Genomic DNA, 26,425 nt, shown 5'->3' with positions numbered 1-26,425 from the left:
AAAAGCTCTCCTTCTTTGACAGACTCAGACCAAGGGTTCGATGCCGCGCGAAGTCGCGGCGAGTTTCGGGGCCAGATCCACCTGCACCTTCAGGGCCGCATTCGGGTTGCGCTGCGCTTCGCTGCGGGCCAGGTGGCTCACGAAGTCCTGCTGCCAGCCGGCGGCCGGCGTGGGCGGCAGCAGCACGCCGTCGTAGCTCACCGACCAGGCGATCGCGGGCGCGGGCGCATGCGGCAGCAACGCGGAGAAGTCCAGCTCCTCGCCGGCGGCCGGCCTGGGCGGCGTGGGAGCCGTCGGCGCCGGGGCATCCAGCTCGGGGGCCAGCACCGTTCGCGTGCCGGCAACCAGCGCTTCTTCCATCACGCCCGTGGCGCTGTGCTCGAGGCCGGCTGCGTGGCCCAGCTCGTGTTCCAGCACGCTCAGGAGGTCCATGCGGCCTGCGGCCGGCGCTCCCGTCGCCACGAGCACGACGCCGTCGTCGGTGAATTCGCGGTCGTCGCCCGGCGTGCTGTCGACGAACCAGCCGTGGCCGGCTGCGTCGACGTCCACCAGGATGTGCCCGTCCACATAGCGCCCGAGCTCGAGGCCCGGCAGGTCCGTGATGCTCACGTCCACGTTGGCCAGGGGCGCGACCAGGTCGGTGCCCTGGGCCGCGGCCCAGCGGCGCAGCGCTTCCTGCACCAGCGCCGGCAGCTGGTCGGCCTGCAGCGCCTGCGCCGTCGTCCCCGCGTCGGCCGCCGTGGCCGCCAGCATGGCCGCCGGCGCCGCGGCCACGGCCGCGTCGTTGGTCTTGAGGGTGACCTTGTCGAAGCTGCTCGTGCCGCCGCTGGACGCGAGCCCGAAGCGACCATCGACCACCACCGCGTTGTAGACGAAGCCGACGGCCGCCTGCCCGTTGAGCGACACGCTGACGGTGGAGCCGACGAGGCTCACGTCCAGCGTGAAGTCCACCCCTGCGCTGATCGGCTTGGCCACGCTCGCATCGATGAACGTGCCCTTGGCCGTGTGGTGGCCGATCGTGATCTGGTGGGCCACTGCGTCGGCCAGCACGAACTTGTAGTCCGTGTCGGAGTAGCGGTCGAAGATGAAGCCGCCTTGCGCGTTGGTGTTGAAGCTGGCGTTCAGGTCCAGCCAGGCGAGCGGCTGGATCGCCGCCACGCCGAGCGTCATGCCCTCGAAGGCCATCGCACCCGCCGCGGCCGTGCCCGCCAGCCGGCCATTGCCGGCGGTCCACGTCCCGGTCACCGGCTGGCCGGCGAAGATCGGGCCCGGGCCGGTGGTGAGATCGTCGCTCTTCACCGTGGTCGCCTGCGGCGCCAGCACGTTCACCACCACGTTGTCGAACGACCCCTTGGCGCTGTCGGAGCCCACGCCCACCAGGCCCCAGTTCAGCCCGTAGGAATAGCCATCCACCACGCGCGGCAGGTAAGTGCGCGACAGGCTGGTGCCGTTGTCGACGGTCACCGTCGCCGTGAGGCCGTTGACCGCCAGCATCACGTTGTATGCGGTGGCGGGCTTGGCCTGCACATTGGTCGAAGCATCGACGAACCAGTTGGTGCCGTCGCCGTGGCCGATCACCAGCTTGTTGTTCGACACGTCGATGCCGGCGAACTTGAAGTCCGTCTTGCTGACGTAGTCGAAGATCAGGTAGGAGTTCGCCTTCCAGCCCGCGATCGGCTTGTCGACGGTGACGCTGGCGGAGAACTCGTAGTACCCGGGCAGCGCGTCGCCGATCTCGAACACGCTGACGGCGTTGCCCAGCGGCGAGGTCGCGCTCACCTGCAGCCGGCCATTGGCGACCGACCAGTTGCCACTGTCCGCGGCGAAGCCGGAGAGCGGCACCGTCGGATCGTCGAAGGACGCCGAGCGCAGCACGTCGCGCTTGCCGCCGGGGAGATTGCCCGCCTGAGGATCACGCGGGCCGCCGGTCTGGTCCTGCCACGCGAGGTCCTGCTGGCGCACCACGCCCAGCTCGCCCTGCGGCTCGCCGTTGCGCGTCGCGTCGCCGCCCGTGTCCGCGGCACGGGTCATGTCCACGCCGTCCGAAGCGGACAGTGCGTACAGGAACTCCGCGAGCTGCGGCTGCAGGGTGCGCGACACGGTGCCGAGGCCGAAGGGCGCGAACGGCACGATGAAGCTGTTGAACTCGCCGACCCAGTCGATCAGCCGGTCGCCGCCCGTGTTACCGATCAGGACGTCGCGGCCGGCGCCGCCGTACGCACGGTCCTCGTAGCTGGGATGCGTGTCGGGCGCGTCGTTGGTGCCACCCGTCGTGTCCTGGTTGTCGTCGGCATTGAGCAGGTCGTTGCCCCAGCCGCCGTACAGGTCGTCGCGGCCCGTGCCGCCGACGATCCAGTCGTTGCCGTTGTCGCCGAAGATCTTGTCGTCGCCGTCGGACTGCACGACGCCGTAGGTTGCGCTGGTGACGTTCACGCCTTCCGTCGCATTGAAATTCAGGAGGAAGTTCGGGATCTTCGTGCGCGGCGCGTACTCGTCATACAGGGCAAACTCGGTGGTCACCGGGTTGTAGCTCAGCACGTTGCCGGCGTTGACCGGCCGCGCGAAGAACTCGGGGAGCGCCTCCGCACCGGACATCGCGTCGTCGCCGCTGCCACCGTGCAGCCAGTCGCTGCCCAGGCCGCCGTAGATGATGTCGTCCGTGCGGTGCGTCGACGTGCCGCCGAAGTCGTCCTGCTGGCCCAGGAAATTCACGTCCGTGCTGAATGGCGTCTCGTCCACCGTCTTCGTCAGGTCGCCCGTGACGTTGATCGTGGCCTGCTGCACGTTGCCGGGCGTGGTGATCGTGCTCTGCACCGTCGCGACCGTCACCCCGTTGAGCACTTCGGTCTTGCCGTTGCGGCTGGTGAAGATGCGCCCGTCGTCGCCGAGCACGGCGTCCTGGCCGGTGCCGCCGGAGATCCAGTCGTTGCCGTACCCGCCGATGATGTCGTCGTCCTGGCCATCGCCGAAGACCACGTCGCTGCCCTTGCCGGTGTAGATGAAGTCGTCCCCGGCCTCGCCGTGGACTTCGTCGGCCGCGCCGATGTCGGTGGCCGCCTGCGCTGCGTTGTAGTCGGCGCCGCCCGGCGTGTAATCCAGCAGCTTGACCGCGCGCACGACGATCCGTTCGGTCGCGCCCGCATAGTCGTCGTAGTTGAACTTCAGGTAGCCGTTGCTGTAGCCGATGCCGGTGGCACTGCCGCCGACCACGCCGTTGACGCCGACCAGCCGGAAGATGTCGCCGTTGTCGCCGACGATCGCGTCCGAGTCGTGGGCATGCCCGTTGGCGCTGCCGTCGCCGGCGTCGTTGCGGGCGGAGCGCGTGCCCGACCCGCCGAAGATCATGTCGCTGCCGTCGGGCCGCTGCTGCGGCGTGACGAGGTTGAACAGGTCGGAACTGCCGCCGATGAGGTCGTCCTGGCCGAGGTTGCCGAAGATGACGTCGTTGCCGCCGCCACCTTCGACGTAGTCGTTGCCGTCGCTGCCGGCGCCGGCCCAGTCGTCGGCCGACGGGGTCAGCACGAGGTCGTTGCTGGCGTTGCGGGTCGCACCGACGTTCGGGATGTCGATCGAACCGTCGCCCTGGATGGTGTCGTTGCCCAGTTCCCCGAAGACCATGTCGTCGCCCGCACCGCCGGCGATGTTGTCGTCGCCGAACTTGCTGCTGGGCGCCGCGGCATTCGCTGCGTCGTGGAACAGCAGGGTGACGTCGAAGTCGTCCCACAGCGGCGCGCCGCCGGGATTCAACTTCGCAGCGGTCCCGACCAGCGCCGTGCCTGCGGATCCGGGGGTCGTGCTGTAGATCTGCGTTCCCGTGAGCGTACGGAAGCGCGGGTCGAGCAAGCCGTCGCCGATGGTGCGGTCGAGCGTGACGTTGTCGCCGAAGATCAGGTCCCTGCCCGCGCCGCCGTCGACCGCGTCGCCGAAGGCGCCGCCGATCAGCACGTCGTCGCCGGCATCGCCGTCGATCCGGTCGCTGCCGCCGTCGCCCGGGCGGGCCGCGGTGCTGACGCGGATCACGTTGCCGGTCGTGAGGATGCGCAGCGTGCCCGGTGTCTGGTCGATGACGCCGAAGTCACCCATCACGATGTCGTTGCCGCTGCCGCCGTGGATCAGGTCGTTCCCCGGCGCCAGCAGGGCGTCGCGGTTCTTGGCCGAGATCAGGTGCTGCACCAGCGGGTCGGGGTCGTACACCGGGGCGTCATTGACGGTGATCTGCAGCACGCGGTAGTTCGCGCCCGCCGCCTCGTTGATGTTGACGCCGTTGTCACCGTAGATGTGGTCGTCGCCGCCCTGCCCGTCGATGGTGTCGTTGCCCGAGCCGCCGACGAGATGGTCGCCGGCCTGGCTGCCGTAGATCGTGTCGTCACCGGCGCCGCCGTAGATCGTCACGCTCCTGGTGGCATTGCGCGCGTCGATGAAGTCGTTGCCCGAGAACTTGAAGCCGATGCCATGGATCGACGGCATGCCCGAGGTGCCTGCGTAATCCAGGCCGTCCTGCGAGGTGTCGCCGTACACCAGCAGCGGCGATTGCGCGCCGCCGCCGCCATTGACGACGATGTGGTCGCCCCCGGTCGGCGAGGTGTTGCCGCCACCTTCGATGATGGTCAGCGCACCGGCGCTGCCATCCGGCGGAGCCATCGTGTCGTTGACGGTGAAGGTGTCGTCACCCTGCCCGAGCAGCACCTTGGCGACTTCCACGTCCTTGAAGGTGATGCCGGCGCGGAAGTGCAGGTCGGTCGGGTTGCCGTTGCCGTCCTTCGGGCCCGCACCCAGGAAGTCCAGGTTGCCCGCCAGTCCCAGGCCGCTGACATTGGTCGTGCGGACCAGCAGCCCGCTCTGCGGGTCGATGTCCATGGTGGCATCCATCTGCCCGACGTCGTTCGACACGCTGCCGTCGTTGCGGATGTTCACCCGGTCGATCGCGGTGGTCTCGTCGATCTGCGTCGGCACCGGCGGCAGCGGCTTGTCCGTTTCCTTCGGCAGCATGACCGCCTTCACGATGCTGTGATCGGTGCTGCCGAGATTGCCGTTGATGTACAGCGGACCCTGCATGGTGTTCAGGGTATGCGGCCCTTGCGGGAAGAACTTCAGCGGCTGCAGGTTGGGATCAGGCGTGAACAACGGATTGGGCGACACCGTCACCGTCTGCGGGATCCACCAGTTCGCCGTCGTGAACGTGAGTGTCAGCGGCGACGTGGTCGTCTGGTGCGTGACCATCTGCGGGTCGGGCAGCATGGTGACCGTCACGTCCGCCGTGGGTGCCTTCGTCAGGCGCACGGTATAGGAGTCGGTCGTCGTCTCGTTGGCCGGTGTGCTCGGATTGTCGCGCGTGACCAGCGTGGATCCGTTGCTCTGGTCGATGAAGACGCCGGCGCTGTCGTTGTCGACCACGTCGAACGCCATCGTCGCGCCGGCATACCCACCGGTCGCGGTGTGCACGATGTGCGAGAGCATCCGGTTCTCGACCACCGAGTCGTCCACGGCGGTGACGGTGAATGACACCTCGTCGTGCCAGTTGCTGCTGTCGAACGTGAGCTGGTGGGTGGCCGCGTTCCAGCGCGAGCCGAGCAGCGCCGGGTTGGTCGCCGCCACGCTGACCTGCCCGTCCGGCACCGCGATCGTCACCGTGACGACACCCGAAACCACCGGCGCGCCGAGCTTCACGGTGTAGGTGTCCGTGATGCCGGTCGTGGCATTGCCTTCCATGACCAGGTTGTTGTAGCCGGTCCCCTTCACGATGACTTCCGGCTTGTCGTTGTCGAAGACCGTGACGAGCACGTTCTTCACCGGCACGTGGTTGTAGTTCGCGTCGGTGCTCTGCGAGCTGTGGCTGATCGCGTACACGCGTTCGCCTTCGGGCAGCGCGTCGTCCACGGCCTTCACGTACACGGTTTGCGCGGTGGTGTCCGTCATCGTGAGTACGAGATACCGACTCCAGTGCACGCCGTCGGTCGAGACCAGCATCGAGTCGCCGCCCTGCGCCTCCTCTTCCTGCGTCGTCCGGCCGGCCGAGACGTTGACGTAGACCGCCGCCGTCGGCGTGCCGGCCAGCTGCACCGTGTAGCTGTCCACCGTCGCGCCCTGCTCGTCGACCTTCGTCGAATCGTCGGATTGCGCGATGATGATCTGTCCTGCCGAGGTGGGGTCGGCGATCGTGGTGTCGATGCCTGGCGCCAGCAGTCCGTTGTAGTTGAGGTCGACGGAAGTGACCTGGTGGTTGATGATGCCGCTATAGCCATCCAGGCTCTTGCTGACGATCGCGTTCGTGACGTCGCCCGAGACGTCGATCGTGTCGTTGCCGTTGCCGCCGTCCACCGTGGTGACGACGCCATCGCGCGTGCTCTGGACGAAGATGTGGTCGTCGCCCTCGGCGCCGTCCACCTCCAGCGATTCGACGTTGTCGTACCGCACGTTCAGGCCGGCGCCGTAGACGCCATCTTTCGTGATCACCATGCTGTCGGCGAACTCGGTGCCGATCACCACCAGGCGGTCGAAGCCGGTGCCGCCGTCGATGCCCACCGGGGCATTGATGTTGTACCGGATGATGTCGTCGCCCAGGCCGCCCAGCAGGTCCGTGCGCTTCTCGGTCGAGACATTGCCGCTGCCGTCGGCGAGGGCAAAGGCGCGCACCTCGAAGTCGTCGTTGCCGTCGTTGCCTTCCAGGCGCAGTTCCGCCTTGTTGCTGTAGACGGTGAACTTGTCGTCGCCGGTTCCGCCGTAAGCGGTCAGCGAGAAGGTCGCGCCCCGGCTGATCTTGCCGCGCGTGGTGTTGATGGTCTCGAAGTCGTCGCCCGCGGCCACCGTCGCACTGTCGCTGCCCGACGGCGTCGAAATGCGCGGCGAACCGTAGATCTGCCCGATCTGGAAGGTGTCGCTGCCGGCACCGCCGTCGAGCGTCGTGATCGCCGCGTTGTCGTCGACCGCGAAGTAGTCGTCCCCGCCGAGGCCGCGCACGATCAGGCGCGAGTTGATGTTCTCGTCGTAGTTGATGCGCTCGACGTCCTGGCGCCGGTTGGCCGGCGTCGCATCCTGCACCTGCGCGAGCGAGCCGTGCAGCAGCGCGACGAACGCCGGCGTGTTGGCCGCATCCGGCGTGGACATGCCTTCCACCAGCGCCGTGACCCGGCGCAGCAGGAAGATGTCGTTCGACGCGTCGGTGCCGTCGATCTGCAGAGTGTCCAGGCCGTCGGCCTTGCCGCCGGAGTCGAGCACGTTGACCAGGTAGTCGTGCGTGCCGATGGCGTTGCTGCCCCACGTGTTGACGAAGTAGCTGTCGGTGCCGCCGCGGCCGTCCAGGTCCACGGCATCGCGCACGAGCGCGGAGGTGCCGTCGTCGAGGCGGTCGCGCAGCGCGGTCATGCTCGGAAGCTGGTTGACGATGATCGTGTCGTCGCCACCCGCCAAGCCGTCGGTGTCGCCGAGCACGCGCACGTGCCCCAGGAGCGCCGTCGGCTGCAGCGTGATCGTGTCATTCTCGCGCTGGCCGGCGATCTCGACCTCGTTCGACGAGATCGAGCCGCTCAGCGTGATGGTGGTGCCCACGTGATCCACGTTGCCCGTGTCGCCGTAGCCGCTGTGGATCTGGATGTGCCGGCCGGAGCTGATGGTCGCGCCGACCGCCTGCGACACGTTGTCGCCCGCCTGGATCAGGATGTCGCCGCCGCCCGCGGTCGTCGTCGGCGCCGTGACCGAGGCACCAGCTGCCATCACGAAGTCGTCGCTGGCGCCGGCGTTGTCATGCACGGACAGGATGATGTTGCCGGTGTGCGCGTACACGCCGCCCGTCCAGCCCGCTCCCGGGGCCGCCGTGCCGATGTACAGCGTGCCGCTCGTCTCGGTGACGTTGATGCTGTTGTCGGCTTCGGCATTGAGCACGCCCTGGCTCGGGTTCGACGAGTCGATCTCGATCGCGTCGGCGGGGGTGCCGATGCTGCCGCCGATGGCGCGCAGGTTGACGTTGATGCCGGTGACGTTGTTCTGCGCCCCGTTTGCATCGACCATGGAGCCGGCGAGCGTCTTCAGCCAGGCGTTGCCGGTCTGGCTGCGGACCTTGTCGACCCGCATCATGCCGAGCGTCTCGATCATGAAGACGCTGGAGACCGCCAGCGCGTTCACCGTCCCGTCGCTGGTGTACGAGGTGTCGACGTCGAGGAAGTTGTCGAAGCTGCCGATGGCGCCGTACAGCGAGGTCAGGTCCACGCTGTTGGCTTCGATGTCCGCGGCCGCGTCGTTGTAGCGGTCGACGATGTCCGACTGCGACACGATCGTCACGGTACCGTTGTGGGCGCTGATCAGGCCGATGTCGGTGATGTTGCTGCCAGCACCCGCTGCCGCCGCCACGGTGATGGTCACGTCCCCGCCGGTCGAGGCGAACGTGGTGATGTGCAGCGAATGCGGCGTGTTGATCCAGGCGCTGCCGCCGGACTGGCCGGAGAAATCGCCCTTCACGTCGACGTCGAAGAAGTTCGCGGCGGTTCCGATGGTGTTGCCGGCCTGCAGGTAGAGGTCGCCGCTGGCCGTGGCATTGCCCGCGTTGACGTTGACGATCGGACCCGCCGCATCGTCGAACGCGTCGAGGATGGAGCCTTGCGCGACGAGGCGCGAACCGCCCGCGTCCACCCGCTCGACGATCATGTCGCCCAGCGTGACCTGGATATCGGCCTCGCCCGGGGTGCTGACCTTGGCGACGTACAGCGAGGAGATCGACTGCGTCGTTCCTTCGATGGTGAAGGAGCCGCTGACCTGCCGCAGGTTGACGTTGCCCGTCGCATCGACGTACAGCCGGCCCGTCGTGGAAACGCCCATGCGCAGGGGATCGGCGTTGTGGCCGATGCCGCCATGAATGGCGCCATCGGCGGAGATCGACAGGTCGCCGAAGGCCACGATCGCGGCGAACGGATCGACATAGTTGTCGGTCACGCTGCCCTGGGCCTTGATCAGCACGTCGCCGCCGGCGCGCAGCTTCTCGATGCTCAGGTCAGTGGGCGAACCGATCGCGATGTTGCCGCTGGCCGTCGCGACCAGGCTGTTCGGGCCCACCGTCACGTTGACGTCGTCGATCAGCTGGAAGGCGACGCGCTCGACCTTCGTCTTGTCCAGCACCACCATGCCGGTGTTGAGATTCCCGCCGGTGTCGTCGGTGGACCGCGAAGCGACGACCTTGGTCCAGTGGTTCGTGTCGGCGTAGTTCTGGGTCGCCAGGTTGAGCGTGCCGCCCGCGCCGCTGTACTGGTAGAGGCCGTAGCTGCCGTTGTTGAACTCCACCAGCACGTAGCTGCCGTTGCTCACGGAGCGGTTGATCGCCGAGGCGTTGCTCGCTCCCGTGGCCGTGTAGGTGATGTGCGTCCACGACCCGCCGCTGAACGTCTGGCCGTGCAGGTCGACGTTCGTCTGGTTCGCGCCGTTGTAGATGTAGGCTGCGTATTGCTTGCCGTAGACATCACTGGCGTTCGCGGTGGCGAGCAGCACCTTGTTGGCATTGCTCAGCCCGGAGAAGCCGCCGCTCAGGTCGACCACCGCCGGCGCCTGGCTGCGGCCGATCGAGCCGCCATGCGCCGTCAGCGTGACGTGCTGGCCGACCACGTTCAGGGCCTCGGTCGAGTTCTGGACGGGCGTCAGGCCGATGAAGTTGGCCTGCGGGTACAGATAGCTGAACAGGCCCGGCGACACCGGCAGCTGGAACGCGTCGTCGCTGATGTCGTTGGCGGGATCGCTGTCGAAGTTGGCCGTCGCCAGCAGCTTGATCTGGTGGTTGACGCCGGTCTGGCTGTCCTGCGTGAGCGTGATGGCGTTGCCATGCTGCGCGTCGGAGGCGCTCGCTGCGAGCTTGACCTTGCCGCCCCCGAGGGCGATCACATAGTAGGTGTTGCCGCCCGCCAGGCCGCCCAGCGGGTTCTGGTGCGTGCCCGAGACGCTGAAGTCGTAGCGCACCTTGTCCTGGGTCTTCAACGAAGCGCCGCTGCTACCGAGGTCCAGCACCAGGTCGGAGCCCACGGTGGTAGTCGTGGCCGCCAGCGCGGAACCCACGACGTTGGTGTAGCTGATGGGCGCCAGGCCATTGAGCTGGTCCTTCAGGAGCTGCTGCTGCGGCGTCAGCGGATCGCTCGTGGCCAGCTGCGGGAGCTCCTTGATGCCGTCGTAGATCGAGCCGCTGTCCACCGTCAGCGTGACGTTGCCGCCGGCCTGCACGGCAGGCAGCAGCAGCGCGGCGCCCGTGCCGCGGATCAGCGTCAGGTCGCCCGTGGTTTCCTCCAGGTTGATCGCGTCCGCCGCGATTGCCGTGAGGCCGCCCTTGCCGTTGTTCAGGATGGCGGAGTCGATGCGCAGCGGGGTCGCGCCGTTGGAGGAGCCGATGTCGGCGCCGCTGCCGGTGGCCATCAGCTGGATCTTGTTGCCCTGCACCAGCGAGCTGCCGGTCGCGGCCCAGAGGCCGTTGTCGGCAGCCAGCGTCACGTCACCGCCGGTGCTGATGATCTGGCCTAGGTTGAGCCGGCTGTTGTCGGTGTCGGCGATGCCGGTGACGGTGATGTTGCCTGCGGCATGCACGTTCAGCGTTCCGGGCGCACTGCCGCCTTCCACGAGCAGCTTCACGGAGCCGAGGAGCGCCGACACGTCCGGTGCGTCGTTGAAGACCGCTGCGCTGTCGCTGCCGATGACCGAGCCCTGGGTGGAGGTCAGAGTGATCGTGCCCTTGTTGTCCGGCGTGATGATGTTGCCCTGGAGCAGCAAGTCCTTCCTGCTGCTGATGTTGACCGTGGAGGTGTCGTTGCTGCGGAAGCCGATCGTGACCGGGTAATCCGCCTTCAGCGAGTGGGTGAAGTAGTCCTTCTGCCCGGTGACCTCCGTGATCACCGTGATGTAGGTCTTGGTCCGCAGCCACCCGCCGCCTTCGGTCCACTGGTCCGGCGTGACGGTCTCGTTCTCGAAGTTGCTGGCATAGGTGGCCGGGTTGCCGCCCGTGGCCGGCTTGGTGAGCGTCGCGTCCGCCTGCCAGAGGGTGGCGTTGTTGTAGTCCGTGGACGTCAGCGTGATCTTGGCGTACGCCTGTCCGATGTCGGTCGGGCCGACATAGCGCCAGCCGCCCACGTGGCCATCGCCCTGGCTCGCGTCCCACACGGTCGTGGCGCCCGGGAACAGCTGCACTGCCTTGTCGCGCTCGCGGATGTACGACAGGCCGTAGGCGTCGCCATCGGTGAAGGCTGGATTGTCGGTCGGGCCGCTGCCGCTCTCGATCGCCAGCGCCTCGGACTCGAGCAGCGGGCGCGGATCGGTCGGGATGATCTTCTGCCAGACGTACGAGTTGTCGCCGGACAGCCAGTCTTCCAGGCCGGTGCTGCCGCCGAACAGATTGAAGACGTTCTTCTCGTAGCGCGTGATCGTCGTCTGCGTCAGCGACTGGCCTTCGGTCCAGACGTAGTGCAGGCCGGTGCGCGGTGCCCAGGTGACGTTCGTCAGGCCCGTCGCGACGCCGGTGGACGTGTAGTTGATCGAGCTGATCTGGTCGCCGTCGCTGGTGGGCTGGCCCGTGACCAGGTGGCCGCTGAAGGTCTCGCGCTTCACGCCGGAGGCGTCGACGGTGTACACCGTCTTGGCATCGGTCGCGCCCGTGTCGATGCGGGCGGTGTCGATGATGGTGATCTTGCCGACGCGGTTCTTCGTGGTGTCGACCCGGTTGACGATCAGGCGGTAGTCGCTCGTGTTGTTGATGTCGACGTTGGCGTAGCCCGCCGCGGCGACGATCTGCCCGCCGCCCGTGCTGAGGATCTGGCCGGCCAGGATGATGTTGCCGCCGGTGGGCGCGAGGTCGTCGACGACGATGGCGCCGAGCGCCGCGTCGAAGTGCGCCTTGACCGGAACCGCCTCGCTGCCGAAGCTCACGCCCTGCACCGTGTGGCCGGCCGTGTCGATCAGCTGGCCGTTCGCCGGAGCGACGAAGGTGTTGTCGACGTGCAGCGTGACGTTCTGCGCGCCGCTCTGGATCAGCCCGTTGATGTCGAGGAAGCGCGCCGTGATGGCGATCGTGCCCTGGGCGAGGATGCGCGCGCCCTGGGAGGCGATCGCAGTGTCGAGGCCGACGTTGACCGGCGTGACGCCATCGGCCGCCAGGCCGATCACGCTGGAGGCATTGGCATATGCCTGCTGCTTGTAGGTGCCGTCGTTGGTGTACACGGTGCGGCGCAGCGCGTCGAAGTCCACCAGCTGGCGCGGGTCCTTGCCGGTGTGGAACCAGTCGTCGCTGTTGAGGGTGAAGTCCTTGGCGGAGTAGATCTCGATCGGGTTGCCGCGGATCTCGCCGGAGACCGTGATGCTGCCCTCGAAGTTCTTGATCGTGACCTTGCCGGTCTCGTTCACCACGTCGCCCGCGATGTACATGTCCTGGTCGAAGCTGGCCGAGGGCGGCAGCGGGACGTCGTACGAGGTGGCGCTGAAGGCCTTGACCTGCACGATCGAGATCGTCTTGTCGGAGCCGTTTGCCGGCGTCGAGGTCTTCTTGACGTTGTTGAAGTAGACGTTGCCCGGGTCGAGCACCGTGTACACGCCGTTGACGTTGGTCACCGTCTTGGTATCGCGGATCACCGCGTCGTTCACGGTCATCGTGAACGGCGAGTTGTTCAGGATGTCGATCTTCGCTCCTGCGTGGGCGCGGATGTTCGACGGCGGCGTGCCGAAGCCCCAGAACGGCGAGTTGGCTTCGATGAACACCGAACCCGGCGCCGCATAGACGCCCGGCAGGTTGATGAAGATGATGTCCAGGTCGCGGCGGACCGACTGGCCGCCATCGGTGGTGAGCCCGAGGTCCTCGAGCGCCTGGTCGATCAGTTCCAGTTGCACCTGGTAGCGCGCCACTGCGTCCGCGTTGGAGCCATGGCTCGCGATCCAGGACAGCACCTTCTCGCGCTGGTCCAGCAGGATGTTGCCCAGGTTCTTGTAGACCAGCGTCGGGATCTCGATCTCGACGGGCTTGATCACGTAGAACTTGCCGTTCAGCTGGTTCAGCAGCAGCTGCGTGACGTTGCTGTCGTATGTCGTGACGTCGGGCTTGATCGGGAAGTTGTTGACGTCGTTGCCGCTCAGCGTGCTGCCTATGTGGAACCAGCGCGAACCGTCGGCGAAGTTCTCGTTTTCCAGCGTGATCGGCGTGGAGCTGTCGGAGACCGGACGGAACTGGTAGTAGTCGCCGACGACGCCACCGCTGTTCGCCCCCGAGGCCACCCGGACGATCGTGCCGGTGTTGATGTTGAACGGGATGCTGGCCAGGTTGATCGTCGCGTACTCGTACGAGATGTCCGCATCCAGGCCCAGTGCGGCCTTCTGCGCCACGGTCAGCGCGGTCCGGCCGACCGAGGGATTCAGCAGGTCGGTGCGCTGCGACGCCGTCGGATCCGCTCCGGCCAGCGGGCCGGGCAGGTGGTAGGTGTTGCCGGACTGCGTGAACGGCTCGACGTAGAAGAGCGTCTGGTTGTTGATGCCGGCTTCGACGGTGGAGGTTGGCGCCACCGTCACCGTGTCGTTGCTGCTCACCGAGGCGCTGTCCGGAACGGACACGCCGTACGGCACGAGCGACAGCGACAGCACGTCGCCCTTCTCGTGGCCGCGCTGGTTGCCGCCGATGCCCTCGATGGCGCTCAGGGTGACGTTCTCCAGCGACTGCACCTTCGAGTTGCCGTTGACGGCGATGCCGTTGACCTCGTTGATGGTCACGTTCGACACCGGCACGCCGATCGAAGGCAGCAGCGAGTACGCCTGCACCGTGGCGTCGGTATCGGCGTCGATGATGCTGATCTGGCCGCCAGCGTCGCGGCCGGCGTACAGGTTCACGTTGCGGCCCTTGACGGTCGCGTTGTTCACGTTCACGTTGTCGCGCGCGTCGATGTCCACGGTGGCCGTGGAGCCGCCCGCGCCGGTCAGCGCGACGGCGATGGTCGTGTCCGTGATCGCGCGCCCGTACGCGTCGGACTTGGTGGAGAGGTTCACGTCGCCAGCATCCGCCTTCAGCGTGGAGCCGTTCAGGTTGATGCTCGAGCGGGTGTCGCTCTCGATCTGGGACCAGCCGAGGGTCACGCCGACGATGCCGTAGGCCTGCGTCTTGACGTTGTCGATGGCATTGACGCTGGTGTCCGCATCGATCTTGATGGTGCCGGGATCGGCGTTGCTGCCGTTCGAGCGCAGCGTCGCGGCGCCGATGTCGACGCTGGCGTCCATCGTGTGGGCGTTGGTGCCGGCGTGGGTTTCGCTCACCAGCACCGAGATGCTGCCGACCGCCACGGTCGCGGTGTCCAGGTTGGTGCCGTAGTGGCTCTTGTCGAAGTTGTTCGCCGCGGAGATCACGATCGTGCGCGCGGTGATCACGCTGCCGTCGCCGATGCTCACGCGGGCGTCGCCGGTGGCGGTGTTGTGCGCGAGCGCGCCGCCGCCGGACGCGAGGCCGACCGAGACGGAGTCGGAGCTCGAATCCTGCGACTGGGTGTTGATCGCCTGGAGGGTGAACGAGCTCGCGTTGACAACCACGTTGGTGCCGATGTGGACGGCCGCGGACTGGTCGCTGGTCGTGCTCGCGTCGGAGCCGGTCACGATGAGCGCCCCGCCACCGGCCGATTGGCCTTCCACGGTCAGCGTATTGCTGTTCACGGCCTTGAGCGTGACGTAGCGGGCGCTGTCGATGTGCGCGCCGCCGTCCAGCGAGGCCACGACTTCGTCGACATCCTCACCCTGCCCTACGGTCGCGGATGTTTCCATGCCGCCGATGGCGATGCCGCCGACGGTGACGCCCAGGCCCGCGGCGTGGGCGACGTTCTGCGCGCTGGCGAGCACGTTCACGTCGTACGTGGTGGTGATGTGCGCGCCGCCGCCGATGCGAGCCGATGCGTTGCTCGCGATGTCGGCGTGCGAGTAGTTGACCGCCACCGCGATCAGGCCGCCGGCCAGCGCCGCCGACGAGGAGTCGGCGTTGTTGTGGTTGCTGGCCGTGATGTTCAGGTTGTCGGCGCCCACGGAGCCGTCGACATGCGCCTGCGCCGAGCCGCCGATGTTCGCTTCGGCGCCGCTCAGGCCGATGCCGACGAAGCCGCCGCCCAGGCCCGCGCCCTTCGCCGTGGCCGTCTGGGTGGCGTCGGCAGACACCGCCACGGTCTGGTCGGCATTGATGGTCGAACCCGCACCGGTGTCCGCCTCGACGCTGGCGCCGCTGTTGGACCAGGCGATCGCGCCCGCTGCACCGAGCAGCGCGCCGCCGGAACCGGCGAAGGCCGAGGACTTGGCGCCGCGATTCGCCTTGCCGGTGTTGTGTCCGGCCCGGACCGTGACGTTGCCGCCGGTGGTGGTGACGTTGCTGTTGGCACCCACGTAGGCGTGGTCGATGGGCGACACTTCGGAGCGCGAGAACGAGCCCGCCACCGAGCCGCCGATGCTCAGTGCGACGCCCAGCACCTTCGAGCTGGCATCCATGTCGCTGGCGGCAGCCACGGTCACGTCGCCCGCGGCCTTCACCGTCGACGAACTTCCGATGCTCGCCACCACTCCGGGGGTGACGTCCACGAAGCTGAAGTTGACCGTCACGCCCACGCCGCCGCCGGCCATGCCGTAGGCCTGCGAGTCCACGTCGACCTGGGACGAGGCCTCGACGTCCACGCTGCCGACCTGCGCCGCATTGCCGATCAGCGCGTGATCGCCGATCTGGGCATGCGTGTACCCGTCGTCGTTGATCCGGATGAACGAGGCTCCGATGGCCGCCGCGCCGAGGGCGGCGCCGATGGTCTTGCCGGTGAATGCCTGCGTGCTGGTGGCGAGCACGTTGACCGCGCTGGCGCCGTCCACGTGCACCCAGTCGTCGATCTTCGCCTGGTTGGTGCTGTGGTCGTTGAGAACAACCACCGACGCGCCCAGGCCGACGGCGCCGCCGCCGCCCGCGACCGACAGCAGGTCGACCTTTTCGTACAGGGTGGACTTGACGTTCACCGCGCCGCCCGCGCTCAGCGAGCCGCCGGCCGTCTCGCCGTTGTACTCGATCCGGCCGACCTCGGCATTGACGTTGTTCTGGATCGTGACGATGCCGATGGAAGCGCCGATGCCCACGGCGCCGACGCCGACGGCGCCCATCGGCATGTTGAAGTGCAGATTCTCGTTGGCGGCGACCTGGATGCCGCCGCTCGCGCCCGTGGTGATGTGCGCGCCTGCGCCTATCGTGGCTGAAGTGCCATGGATCGGGCTGTTCGCCGCGGCCAGCTTGGAGGTCACCTGCACGGCCGTCGGCTTGTGCGCGCTCAGCTGCGACGAGCCGGTGTTCGTGACGCCGGCCAGGCGCTTGTCGCTGCTCTGGTTGGGCCCCGACATGTTCACCTTGCTGCCGAACTGGCCGACGCCCTGGTTGCCCGCCACAAGGTCCGAGGAAGTTTCACCCTGGGTGGCCGCGTCGTGGTCCGCCGTGTCCTTGCCACCACCCTGCTTGTCGCGCTGCAGTGCGTTGGTCGACGAGGCGTCGTCGTTGGTGCCGTCGTTGCCCTTGTAGCCGCTGGAGAGCGCATCACCGATGGACCACACGGAGACCGCGCCGGCCGCGCCGACGAAGCCGCCGGCTCCGCTGAGCGTGTACGAGTCGATCTTCTTGATGCCCAGCGCATTGACCTGCACGTCGCCGACTGCCGTGACGGTCGCGCCGCCATGGATGCTCGCGTTGACGTTGTTCTTCAGCACGCCGACGTTGACCGCGCCGGCCGCGCCGACGAAGCCGCCGGCCACCGCGCCCGAGAACGTGAGGATGTCGGCCCGGTTGGCCGCGCCGACGTAGACGCCCTGGCTGGGGTTGGCGCCCGCGTTGCCGCCAGCCTGGTTGATGTTGGCATTGCCGATGTAGGCCGACGTGTCCGAGCCGATCACGCTGACGTCGACCGCGCCCGAGACGCCGACGAAGCCGCCGCCGGCCGCGACTGCGACGTGGGTGATGTTCTCGCTCGACGCCGCCTGCACGATCAGGCCATGCCGCGTGGCGGTGGTGAAGCCGGTGGCGCTGTTGCCGCCGGTGAGCGTGCCGTCGTAGACGCCGGCCGTACCGCCGCTGGCGCCCTTCGCATCGACGGACGCGCCGTCGGCCACGAAGGCCTGCGTGTCCTTGCCGATCACGAGCACGCCCACGGACGCGCCCACGCCGACGAAGCCGGCGCCCAGCCCGCCGCTGACGATGACGACCGAGGTGTCGTCGGAGGACAGCACCGCGGCGTCGCCGCCTGCCGTCGCGTGGCCGAGGATCGAGGCATACGTGGTGTTGCTCAGGCTCAGCACGCTGATGCCGCCGCCCACGCCCACCGTCCCGCCGCCGACCCCGAGGCCGACCATCAGGAAGTCTTCCTTCGCATGGGCTCCGACCAGGATGCTGCCCTTGGCCTTCACGGTGCCGGCGAGCGTGGCCTCGGTGTCGTTGTGGATCACGGAGACATCCACGCCCGGGGCTACGCCGGCGCCGCCACCGATGGCCAGGCCCGCGGCCACGGCGAGATGGTGGAAGTCGTTGTTGGCCGAGACGACCACGGCCTGGTCACTGGCCGCGCCCGCCTGGTTGCTGTTCACCGAGGCGCCGCTGCCGATGTAGGCCTTCGTGTCGGTGTTCACCACGTTCACCGCCGCCGCGACCGCGACGCCCGCGCCGCCGCCGCCGGCCACGGCCGCCGAAATGGTGTTGACCTCGTCGCGGTTGCTCGCCGAGATCGCCACGCCCTTCACCGTGCTGCTGTTCGCGGTGAGGATGCGGTCGCCCGTGGAGGCCGGGTCGACCGCGTTGCTGCCGTCCTGCTTCGCGTCCACCGACTTCACGTTGGGCGCGTGCACCTTGCCAGCGCTGTGCAGGTCGCTGCTGGAGACGTGCGACGAATCCTTGGAGTCGATCACCGGCGTGGCGGTCTCGAAGGAATGCAGCGGGTTGTGGTCGGAATCGACGTTCACCGTGCCGGTGCCGGTGATGTCGACCAGGCCGGTGGCGCCGCCGGCCAGCGCGTGCGCCTTGGTGTCGTAGAGCGAGAACCGGTTGCCGCCGGTGTTGCGCACGAAGTAGCCGCGGCCGTCGACCAGGCCGCCCACTTCGGCGTTGGCGTCATCCTGGCCGCGGTGGTAGATCACGTAGTCGCCGGTAGCCAGGCCGCTGGATGGGCCGAGGTCGATGTCGTCGTTGGCGGCGCTGACCACGCTGGCGCTCGCGGCGTTGAACGTGACCGACTTGTAGTTCTGCGGCGCGCCGAAGCTCACGCCGAAGCCGGTGGTGACGCCGAGGCCCGTGGTCTGGCCGTCGCCCGTGACGGAGGCGCCGTTGCCGATGAACGCCTGTGTCTTCTTGGTGTCCACCGTGATGGTGGCGGCCGCACCGACGCCGGCGCCGCCGCCCGCCGCGACCGTGGCGACCACCTTGTCCAGCGTGGTGCTGTCGTCGGCCGCGATGCGCACGCTCCCCCGAGCGTGCACGTCGCCGGGACCGGCGAGGCTCGGCGTCAGGGAATCGGGGTCGTCGCCGATGAAGGCGCGCGTGGTGACGTCCAGCACGTGCACGCTGGCGTTGACGCCGACGCCCGCGCTGCCGCCGGCCGCGATGCCGGCGGCCACCGAGGTGATGGTTTCGCTGTTCTTCGCGCTGACGTCGACGTCCTTGTCGACATGCGAAGTCACGCCCGAGTCGATGTAGGCGTTGGTGTGCTTGATGAACGAGAGCACGTCCACGCCTGCCGCGACACCGGCGGAGCCGCCCACGCCGACCGAGCCGGCGACCGAGACGATGCTGGTGTCGTCGCTCGCGAGCACGGTGACGCCCCCGCCCGTGAAGCCCGCGTGCTGCGCGTTCACCGTCGCGCCCGCGCCGATCGAGGCCGTGGTGTCCTCGGTGAGGATGTTGATCGTCGGCGCCACGGCGATGCCGGCCGAACTGGCGACGCCGCCGGCGACGGTGAGCGAAATGATGTCCTCGGTGGAGGTTGCCTTCACGTCGACGCCGCCGGTGCCGTGCGACGTGACCTGGTTCGCCGAGCCGATGCGCGCTGTCACCGTGTCGAGGTGGACCAGCGTGGCGTTGGCGACGCCCACGCCGGCGCTGCTGCCCACGCCCACGGCGCCGCCGATCATCAAGGCCTTGAAGTCGGCATTCGCCTCGACCTTCACGTCGCCGCCTGCGGTGAGCGTCGTGCCGGCGCCGTCGGCGACGGTCGCCTCCGTGTCGGTCGTCAGGACCTGGACCGCGATCGACGCGGCCACGCCGGTGCCACTGGTGCTCAGGCCGAAGGTGGCGGCGATGGAAGTGATGTCGTCGTGCGAGGAGGCTTCGACGCTGATGTCGCCGGCGGTGGCTTGCAGCGTGGCGCCGGTGCCGACCGAGGCGGTCGTGCTGCGCACGATCACGCCCACGTCCAGGCCGATGCCGACGCCTGCGTTGCCGCTGGACGCGCCGATCCCGCCGGCCGCGCTGAACAGCGTGATCGCATCGGTGGCCGAGACGTCGATGTTGCCGGTGTCCGCGGTGACGTCGGCACCGCCGGCGATGCTCGCCTCCGTATCGACCAGGTAGATGTTGATGCTGGAGGAACCGCCGACGGCGGTGCCGCCCGCCGCACCCGCGACACCGGCGGCGAAGCTGCTGATGGCCACGGTCCCGAGCACCGGGAGGTTCTCGCTCTTCGGTTCCAGCGTCGCATTCGCCGTCACGTCGACGGAGCCGCTGGCGTGCACCGTGGTGTCGGCGCCGATGGCGGCGCTCGTGTCCAACTTGTTGACGATGTTCAGCGCCACGGCGATGCCGATGCCGGTGCCGCCGCTTTCCGTGCTGAGTGCCGCGCCGCCCGCGACGTTCTGGATCTCGTTGTGGCTGGTCGCGGAGACGCTGATGTCGCCTGCCGTCGCATGCAGCGAAGTCCGGTCGCCGACCGAGGCGTGGGTCTCGACGTCGACGTAGTTGATGGACACCGAGCCGCCGATGGCGGTCTGCTTGGAGGCGGCGCCGGCCAGGGCGCGGCTCTGGAAGGTGTTCTTCTCGCTGCCCACCATGCCCGCGCCGACGGCGATGCTGCCGGCCGTGATGTCGGCGTCTTCGCCGACGCTCGCCGTGTTCGAGATCAGCGCGATGTTGAGGCTGACGCCGGCGGCCACGCCGGTGTCGGCCTTGGTGTTGACCGCCGTCGACAGGCCTTGCGCGATCGTGTCCGCCGCGGCGCTGGAGCGCACCGTCAGGTCGCCGCTGGCGTGGATCACCACGTCCTTCGCGATGCTGGCGTGGGTGTCCGCCTCGAGATAGTTGACGCCGATGGAGGCGGCCACCGACGGGCCGTCGCTCGCCTGCTGGCTGGACTGGCTGGTGGACTTCTGGTTGGCCGAGTCCGTGCTGCTGCTCTGCGCGTCGCTGGCCGGCTTCTTGGTGGTGCCGGCCCGCTGGGTCGCGCTGTCCGACTGCGCGTTCGTTTCCTGCTGCGAGTTCTTCGAATCCGTTGTGCCGTCCTTCTCCTTGCTGGAAGCACCGGAGGCGCCAGCCCTGCCTTCGGCCCGGGCGACGGCCGTCGAAGTGGCCGTGACGTTCACGTCGGCCGCGCCTGTGAAATTGCGCGCCACGCTGGCTTCTGTGTCGTTGAAGACGATGTTCAGGGCCAGGCCCACGCCGACCGCGGCACTCTTGCCGGCCGCCGTACCGCTGCCCGTGGTGACGACCGTGCTGTCCAGGCTGGCCGTCGCGCCGAGGTCGCCCGTGAGGGTGATCGTGTCGGGCGCGCCGGCGTCGGTGCCGATGTGGGCCTGGGTCGTGTTCTCGACCACCGCGATACCGATGGACGCACCGACGCTGGTGCCGCCGCCGCTGGCGCCGTTCTCCGCCGTGGTGAAGGCGGCGCTGTCCGCGTCCGCGGAGACCAGGAAATGCCCGGTGTTGCCGGACATCTGCTCGCCATCGTCCAGCGAAGCGATGGTGTCGGCCAGCAGGATGTTCAGCGCGAAGGACGCGCCGACGCCGACGCTCTTGCCTTGCGCGCCGCCGGTGACGCCGGAGGGTTCGGCCTTGACGAAGCCTTCCGCGGCGCTGCGGGCGTGGATGTCCACGTCGCCGCCGGTCAGCGTGAGCGTCACCGGCGTGGAGTTGACGGTGCCCTCGTCGTAGCCGATTTCGGCCCGTGCATCGACGTGGGCGACGCTGATCGCCACCGAGCCCGCGACGCCGATGTCGCCGCCGCTCGCGCCCGACTTCGCCTCCGCCCGCATGGAATCCGTGGCGTCGAACAGCTTCTGCGAGCTGCTGCCCGCGCTCGTGAGCTTGATCGCCTTGCCCGCCAGCGCATCCTCGCGGCTGGCCGCCAGTTCGGCGCGGTTGCCGTCGAGGATGATGACGTAGTAGGTCTGCTCGTCGGCCAGGCCGCCCATGGTGGCGCCGCCGCCGTTGTCGTAGCGGACCGCGTCGCCGGTGCGCAGGTTGTTGTCGTCGGCGAGATCGATCACGCGCGTCTGCGCCGAGTCGAACGTGACGTTGTCCTGGAAGAAGCCGAAGAGGCCGCCGTATTCGAGCTTGTGGCCGGTGCCGGTGCCCTGGTCGGTGAGGTGCATGAGGCCTGTGTCGCCGCCGGCCTTGGCCCGCGCCTCGCCCTCGTCGGCGCTAGCACCGTCGTACAGCTGGATCTTGCCGCCGTCGAGGATGCGCGCGTAGTAGTCGTGCCCGTCGGTCAGGCCGCCGATCACGTTGCCGGTGCCCTTGTGGTAAGTGACCTTGTCGCCGGTCTTGATGGTGTGACCCAGGCCGATGAAGATCGTGTTGGCGCTCGTGTCGACCAGGTCCACCTGCGTGGTGGTCAGGTCCACTTCGCGGTCGGCCTGGGTGGCTTCCAGCGTGACGCCATCCGCGCTGACGGTGGAGCCTGCGCCGATGGTGGCCAGGTTGTGCACCGTGCCGACGTTCACCGACACGGCGACCCCGATGCCCGTACCGCCGCTGCTCGTGACGGCGCTGCCGTCGGCGGTCGCGACCGAGTCGGTGAGGTTCTGCCCCCTCAGCACGAGCGCGCCAGTGCCGGCATTGCCGGCGGTGACGTGGCTGCCTTCGGGCAGCGAAGCGCGCGAAGTGGAGTTGCCGACCGTCACGGCCACGGCACCGGCGACGCTCACCGAGCCGCTGGAGGTATCGGACTTCGCGCCGTCGGTCTGCTTGGTGCTGGAGCTCTTGCCGCCGTTGGCGCTGGAGCGGTTCTGCGCGAAGCCTTCCTGGTTGCCGACCTGCTTGTCGGGGCTCTTGGAGCTGTCGGAGCTGTCGTCCTTGCCGCCGGCGACGCTGGCGTGCGCCGTGGCGCGATTGACGGACACCGTGCGCGCCACGAACTGGACGCCGCCGCCAGCGACGATGTCACGCGCGGTCGTTGCCACTGCGGAATCGTTGGCGATGGTGAGCGCGATCGAGATGCCCACGCCCGTGTCGCCGGACTCGGTGTCGCCCTTGGCATCCGTGAGGGTCTCGCCGTCGTGGCTGGCGTTCGCCGAAAGCGAGCCGCCGAACGTGATCGCGCTGTCGTGCGTGCCGGTGTCGACCAGCTCGGCGCGCGTGTCGTTGTTCATGTAGCTGATCGCGATCACCGGGGTGACCGCGGTCTTGCCGGCGGATCCGCCGACCGCGCTGGTCGCTGCCTTGTTCTGCGAGGTCGCGGAGAGGGTGACGTTGTCGACCGTGGTGAAGGTCACCGCATCGCCGATCTGCGCGACCGTGTCGGTCTCGCCGATGTTCAGCGCGATCGAGGCGCCCACGCCGATGCTGCCGCCGCCTTCCTGCTTGCCGGTGGCCGCGGCGGCATTGGAGACCTTGTTGGTCGCGCCCAGCGTCACGTCGGCGCCGTCGTGCAGCGTGACGTGCGCGCCGTCGGCGATGCTGGCGGTGGTGCGGCTGATGCCGATGTTGATCGCCAGCGCCCCGGCCACTCCGGTGTCGGCGCCGCTGGAGCCGGAGGTCGCCTTCGCGTCGAAGGCGTCGACCTGGTTGCCGCCGGCCGAGGGCACCAGCGCCTGCACCACGAGACCGTCGGCCTCGACGTTGCCGTTGCCCAGGAGCGCCTCGTTCGTGAGCGTCGCGACGTTCACCGCGACGGCGATGCCGACGCCCGTGCCGGTCGGGCCGCCGCCGGCTTCGAAGCCGTGCACGGTGCCGGTGGCGGGCGTGCTGCCGATGTCCACCACGCCATCGCTGCCCGAGGCCTTGGCGTGCGCCTCGGTGTCGAAGAACTTGGCCTTGGTGACGTCCATGCGGACGTAGTAGGTGTGACCGTCGGCCAGCCCCTGCACTGCGGTGCCTCCGGACGGCACGCGATAGATCACCTTGTCGCCGGTGCTGAAGCCGTTGCTGGCGCCGAGATCGATGGTGTCGTTACTGGCGTCGACGATGCCGCTGGCCGTCGGGTCGAAGTGGACGGTGCGCGCCATCACCGTGCTCGCGTCGGCCACGGCCTCGGAGTCGGTGTTGTTCTCGGACTGGATGGTCAGCACGCCGGTACCCGAGGAGGTGCCGGCATGGATCGTCAACGCGTTGGGAACGGTGGCGCTGGCCGTGGCGCTGGTGACGGTGACCGCCACGGCGCCGGCGACCTGCACCTTGCCGCTCTGGGTTTCGGCCGAGGCGCCGTCGGTGCTCGGCGTGGACTTGGTCTTGCCGCCGCTCTTCTGGGTCCCCTGATCCGCAGCGAGCTGGCGGTTGTCCTTGGCCTTCTTGTTCACGCCACCCTCGGTCTCGTCCGCCGAGCCGCCGGCGGGCTTGTCCGCCTCGTTGCCTCCGGCGACACTGGCCTTGGCCTTGCCGCTGTTGGACGACGTGGTGCGCGCACCCAGGTTGATCAACCCACCCGCGCTGAGGTCGCGCAGGGTCGTGACCACGGCGGCGTCGGTGCCGATGCTCAGGGCCAGCGAGATGCCGACGCCGGTCTTGCCGGACCCGGTGTCGCCTTCCGCCAAGGTCTTCACGGAGCCATCGTGCGTCGCATGCACGTTCAGGGCATCGCCCAGCGTGGTGTTGCCGGTCGTGAGGGTGCCGAGCGTCGCGCTCGTGTCGTTGTCGGAAACGCTGATCGCGATCACCGGCGTGACGGCGGTGCCGCTGTTGCTGGCGCCGCCCACGGCGTGCGTGTCGACTGCGTTCTTCGACGAAGTGTCGAGCGTGAGGTCGCCCGCACCGGCGATGCTGGCGTCGTTTTCCAGCGCCGCCGTGGTGTCGGTCTCGGAGATGTTCAACGCGAGGCTGCCGCCGACGCCGACGTTGCTGCCGCCGGTCTGCTTGCCGCTGGCGCTGACCGTGCTCGCGATGAAGTTCTCGGCCGTCAGCGTCACGTTGCCGCCGCCGGTGACGGTCACGACCGTGCCGTTCTTGACCAGTGCGGACGTGTCGCTCACCACCACGCCGATGGCCAGCGCACCGGCCACGCCGGTGCTGCCGCCGCTCGCTCCGGCGACGGCGGACAGGCCGAAGCGATTGAGCTTGTCGGCGGTGACGAAGCTGTGGCCCGTGGCGCTCGCGGTCGAGGTCCCGACGTTGATGAGACCCGTCGCGGTTCCGCCCTTGGCGTCCGTGGCGTTGTCGTACAGCTTGATCTTGCCGTCCGACTGCACGTTGACGAAGTAGTGCCCGTTGTTGTCGAGGTTGTCCAGCTCGCCGCTGGCAGAGCCGTCGTGCTGGTACACGATCTCGTCGCCGGTCTGCAGGCCGTGCGCGCCGCCGGCGAGGTTGATCGCGCCGCCGCTCACGTCGGCGGGCACGAGGTCGAAGCTGCGCGTACCGGTGAGCGCGGACACGTTCACGGAGCCGGCGCTGATGCCGGTGCCGTCCAGGAATGCGTGGTTGTCCAACACGCCCACGCCGATGCCGACCGCCACCCCGACACCGGTAGCTCCGCTGCTGGTGGTGCTGCCGTCGGCCGTGGTGTTCGCGCTGTTGGCGCTGGTGGCGACGACGTTCAGGGCTCCGGTGGCGATGACGTGCTGCGTCGTGTCGACGGAGGCTTCGGTGGTCCCGAGCACCGTGCCCACGGCGACGGCGCCGGCGAAGTCGACGCTGCCTTCGGAGGTCTTGGCATTGTTCTTCGTGAGGGCGTCCTTCGATGCGGTGCTGCTGCCCCCATTGGTGGCGCCGCCCGAAGTCGCCTTCGCCAGCACGGTCATGGTGTTCTGCGACGTGGCCTTCAGGTTGACGCCGGCCGCATCGACGGTCGCATCGCCGCCGATGGTGGAACTGGTGCTGCTGTCCAACCAGCCCACCGCCAGCGAGGCGCCCGCGCCCGCGAGCGAGCCATCGGCCAGCGACGACGCGGTGACCACGTTGTCCGACAGCAGGTCGAAGTTGCCGGTCGCGTCGACATCCGCGTTGTGGGCGACCGCGGAGTGCGCGTCGCTGAACAGGATCAGCACGGAGACCGCCGCATCGGCACTGCCGGTGTTTTCGCTCGCCACACCCTTGAGCGATGCGATGGCGGACACGTCCGACTTCGAGGAGACGCTCAGGGCGCCCGTGGCCGTGATGTCGGCGCCCGTATCGATGTTCACGTTCGCCGCGGAGTTGGCGTACAGGAAGGCGAGTTGCAATCCGCCGAGGCCCAGGCCGCCGTTGTCGATGGCGATCTTCGAGGAGGACTTCAGCTGGATGTCGTGCGCGCTCAGCGCACCGAACACGTCGATGTCGGCATCGACGTCGGCGAGGAAATCGAAGTCGTAGCCGGTATCACCGACCACGCCGGTGAACATGGTGCTCAGCTGGCCGGAGGTGAGGTTGTTCGCGAAGCCGGTGCTGCTCTGCGTGGAATTCAGGGCGAGGTCGTGGCCGCCGGTCAGCGTGACCGACGCGCCCGAGGCGACCTGGATGTCGGCCGCGGCATTGACGGTGAGGTCGAAGCCATAGCTGCCCGTTCCGGACAGCACCACCTTGTCCTTGAAGATGTCCTGGCCGGCGCCATCGAAGTTGATCGTGAGGCCGCTGCCGGAAGGCGTGAGCGCCTGCAGGCTGGCCATGTCGATCGTGACAGTGTCCGCGCGCAGGCCGGGATCGCCCAGGAGGTCGGAACTGTCGAAGCTGATGTTGATCGTGTCGCCGGACAGCGTCGCCGTGCTGATCACGTTGCTGCTGTTGCCCGTCTCCGTGAGCTTCAGCTGCGTGGAGGAGATCGCCGTGAGCGTCATCCCGTTCGGGCTCGCATGGTCGTAATGCAGGTCCGCAGAGAGCAGCAGCCTCGGCTCGATCGCTTCGAGGCCGAACTCCGGGCGGTGGCGGCGCAAGCGGCGGGAGCGGGACGTCAGGTCCGGCTGGACGGAACCGAAGACACCACGGATCTGGTTGGCGACCCAGGAACGCGCGAACGCCTCGCGCAGGGAGAGAATCGGCTGCATGGTAGCCCCCGGGCACGGCCCACGGGCCTGCCACGTCACAAGTGAACGGGTCGAATCTCCCCCGGTCTCGAGTACTTTT

1 protein-coding gene is annotated in these 26,425 nt (G+C 68.5%); it reads right to left on the bottom strand.

The annotated features are described in order from the left end of the window. Positions 1-24 precede the first annotated feature (24 nt). Positions 25-26,346 (bottom strand): LEPR-XLL domain-containing protein, encoded by a 26,322-nt coding sequence (locus JJB11_RS11155; RefSeq protein WP_201170509.1) that lies wholly within the window; start codon positions 26,344-26,346, stop codon positions 25-27. Positions 26,347-26,425 lie beyond the last annotated feature (79 nt).

It is taken from the genome of Ramlibacter ginsenosidimutans (assembly GCF_016654015.1).
GTDB lineage: Bacteria > Pseudomonadota > Gammaproteobacteria > Burkholderiales > Burkholderiaceae_C > Ramlibacter > Ramlibacter ginsenosidimutans.
Note: the sequence above shows the minus strand (reverse complement) of the source record. Positions and strands in the feature narration are given on the sequence as shown.

Bases quoted from the DNA above. Each gene is read 5' to 3' on its own strand.
- JJB11_RS11155 (WP_201170509.1), bottom strand. From the start codon at position 26,346: ATGCAGCCGATTCTCTCCCTGCGCGAGGCGTTCGCGCGTTCCTGGGTC.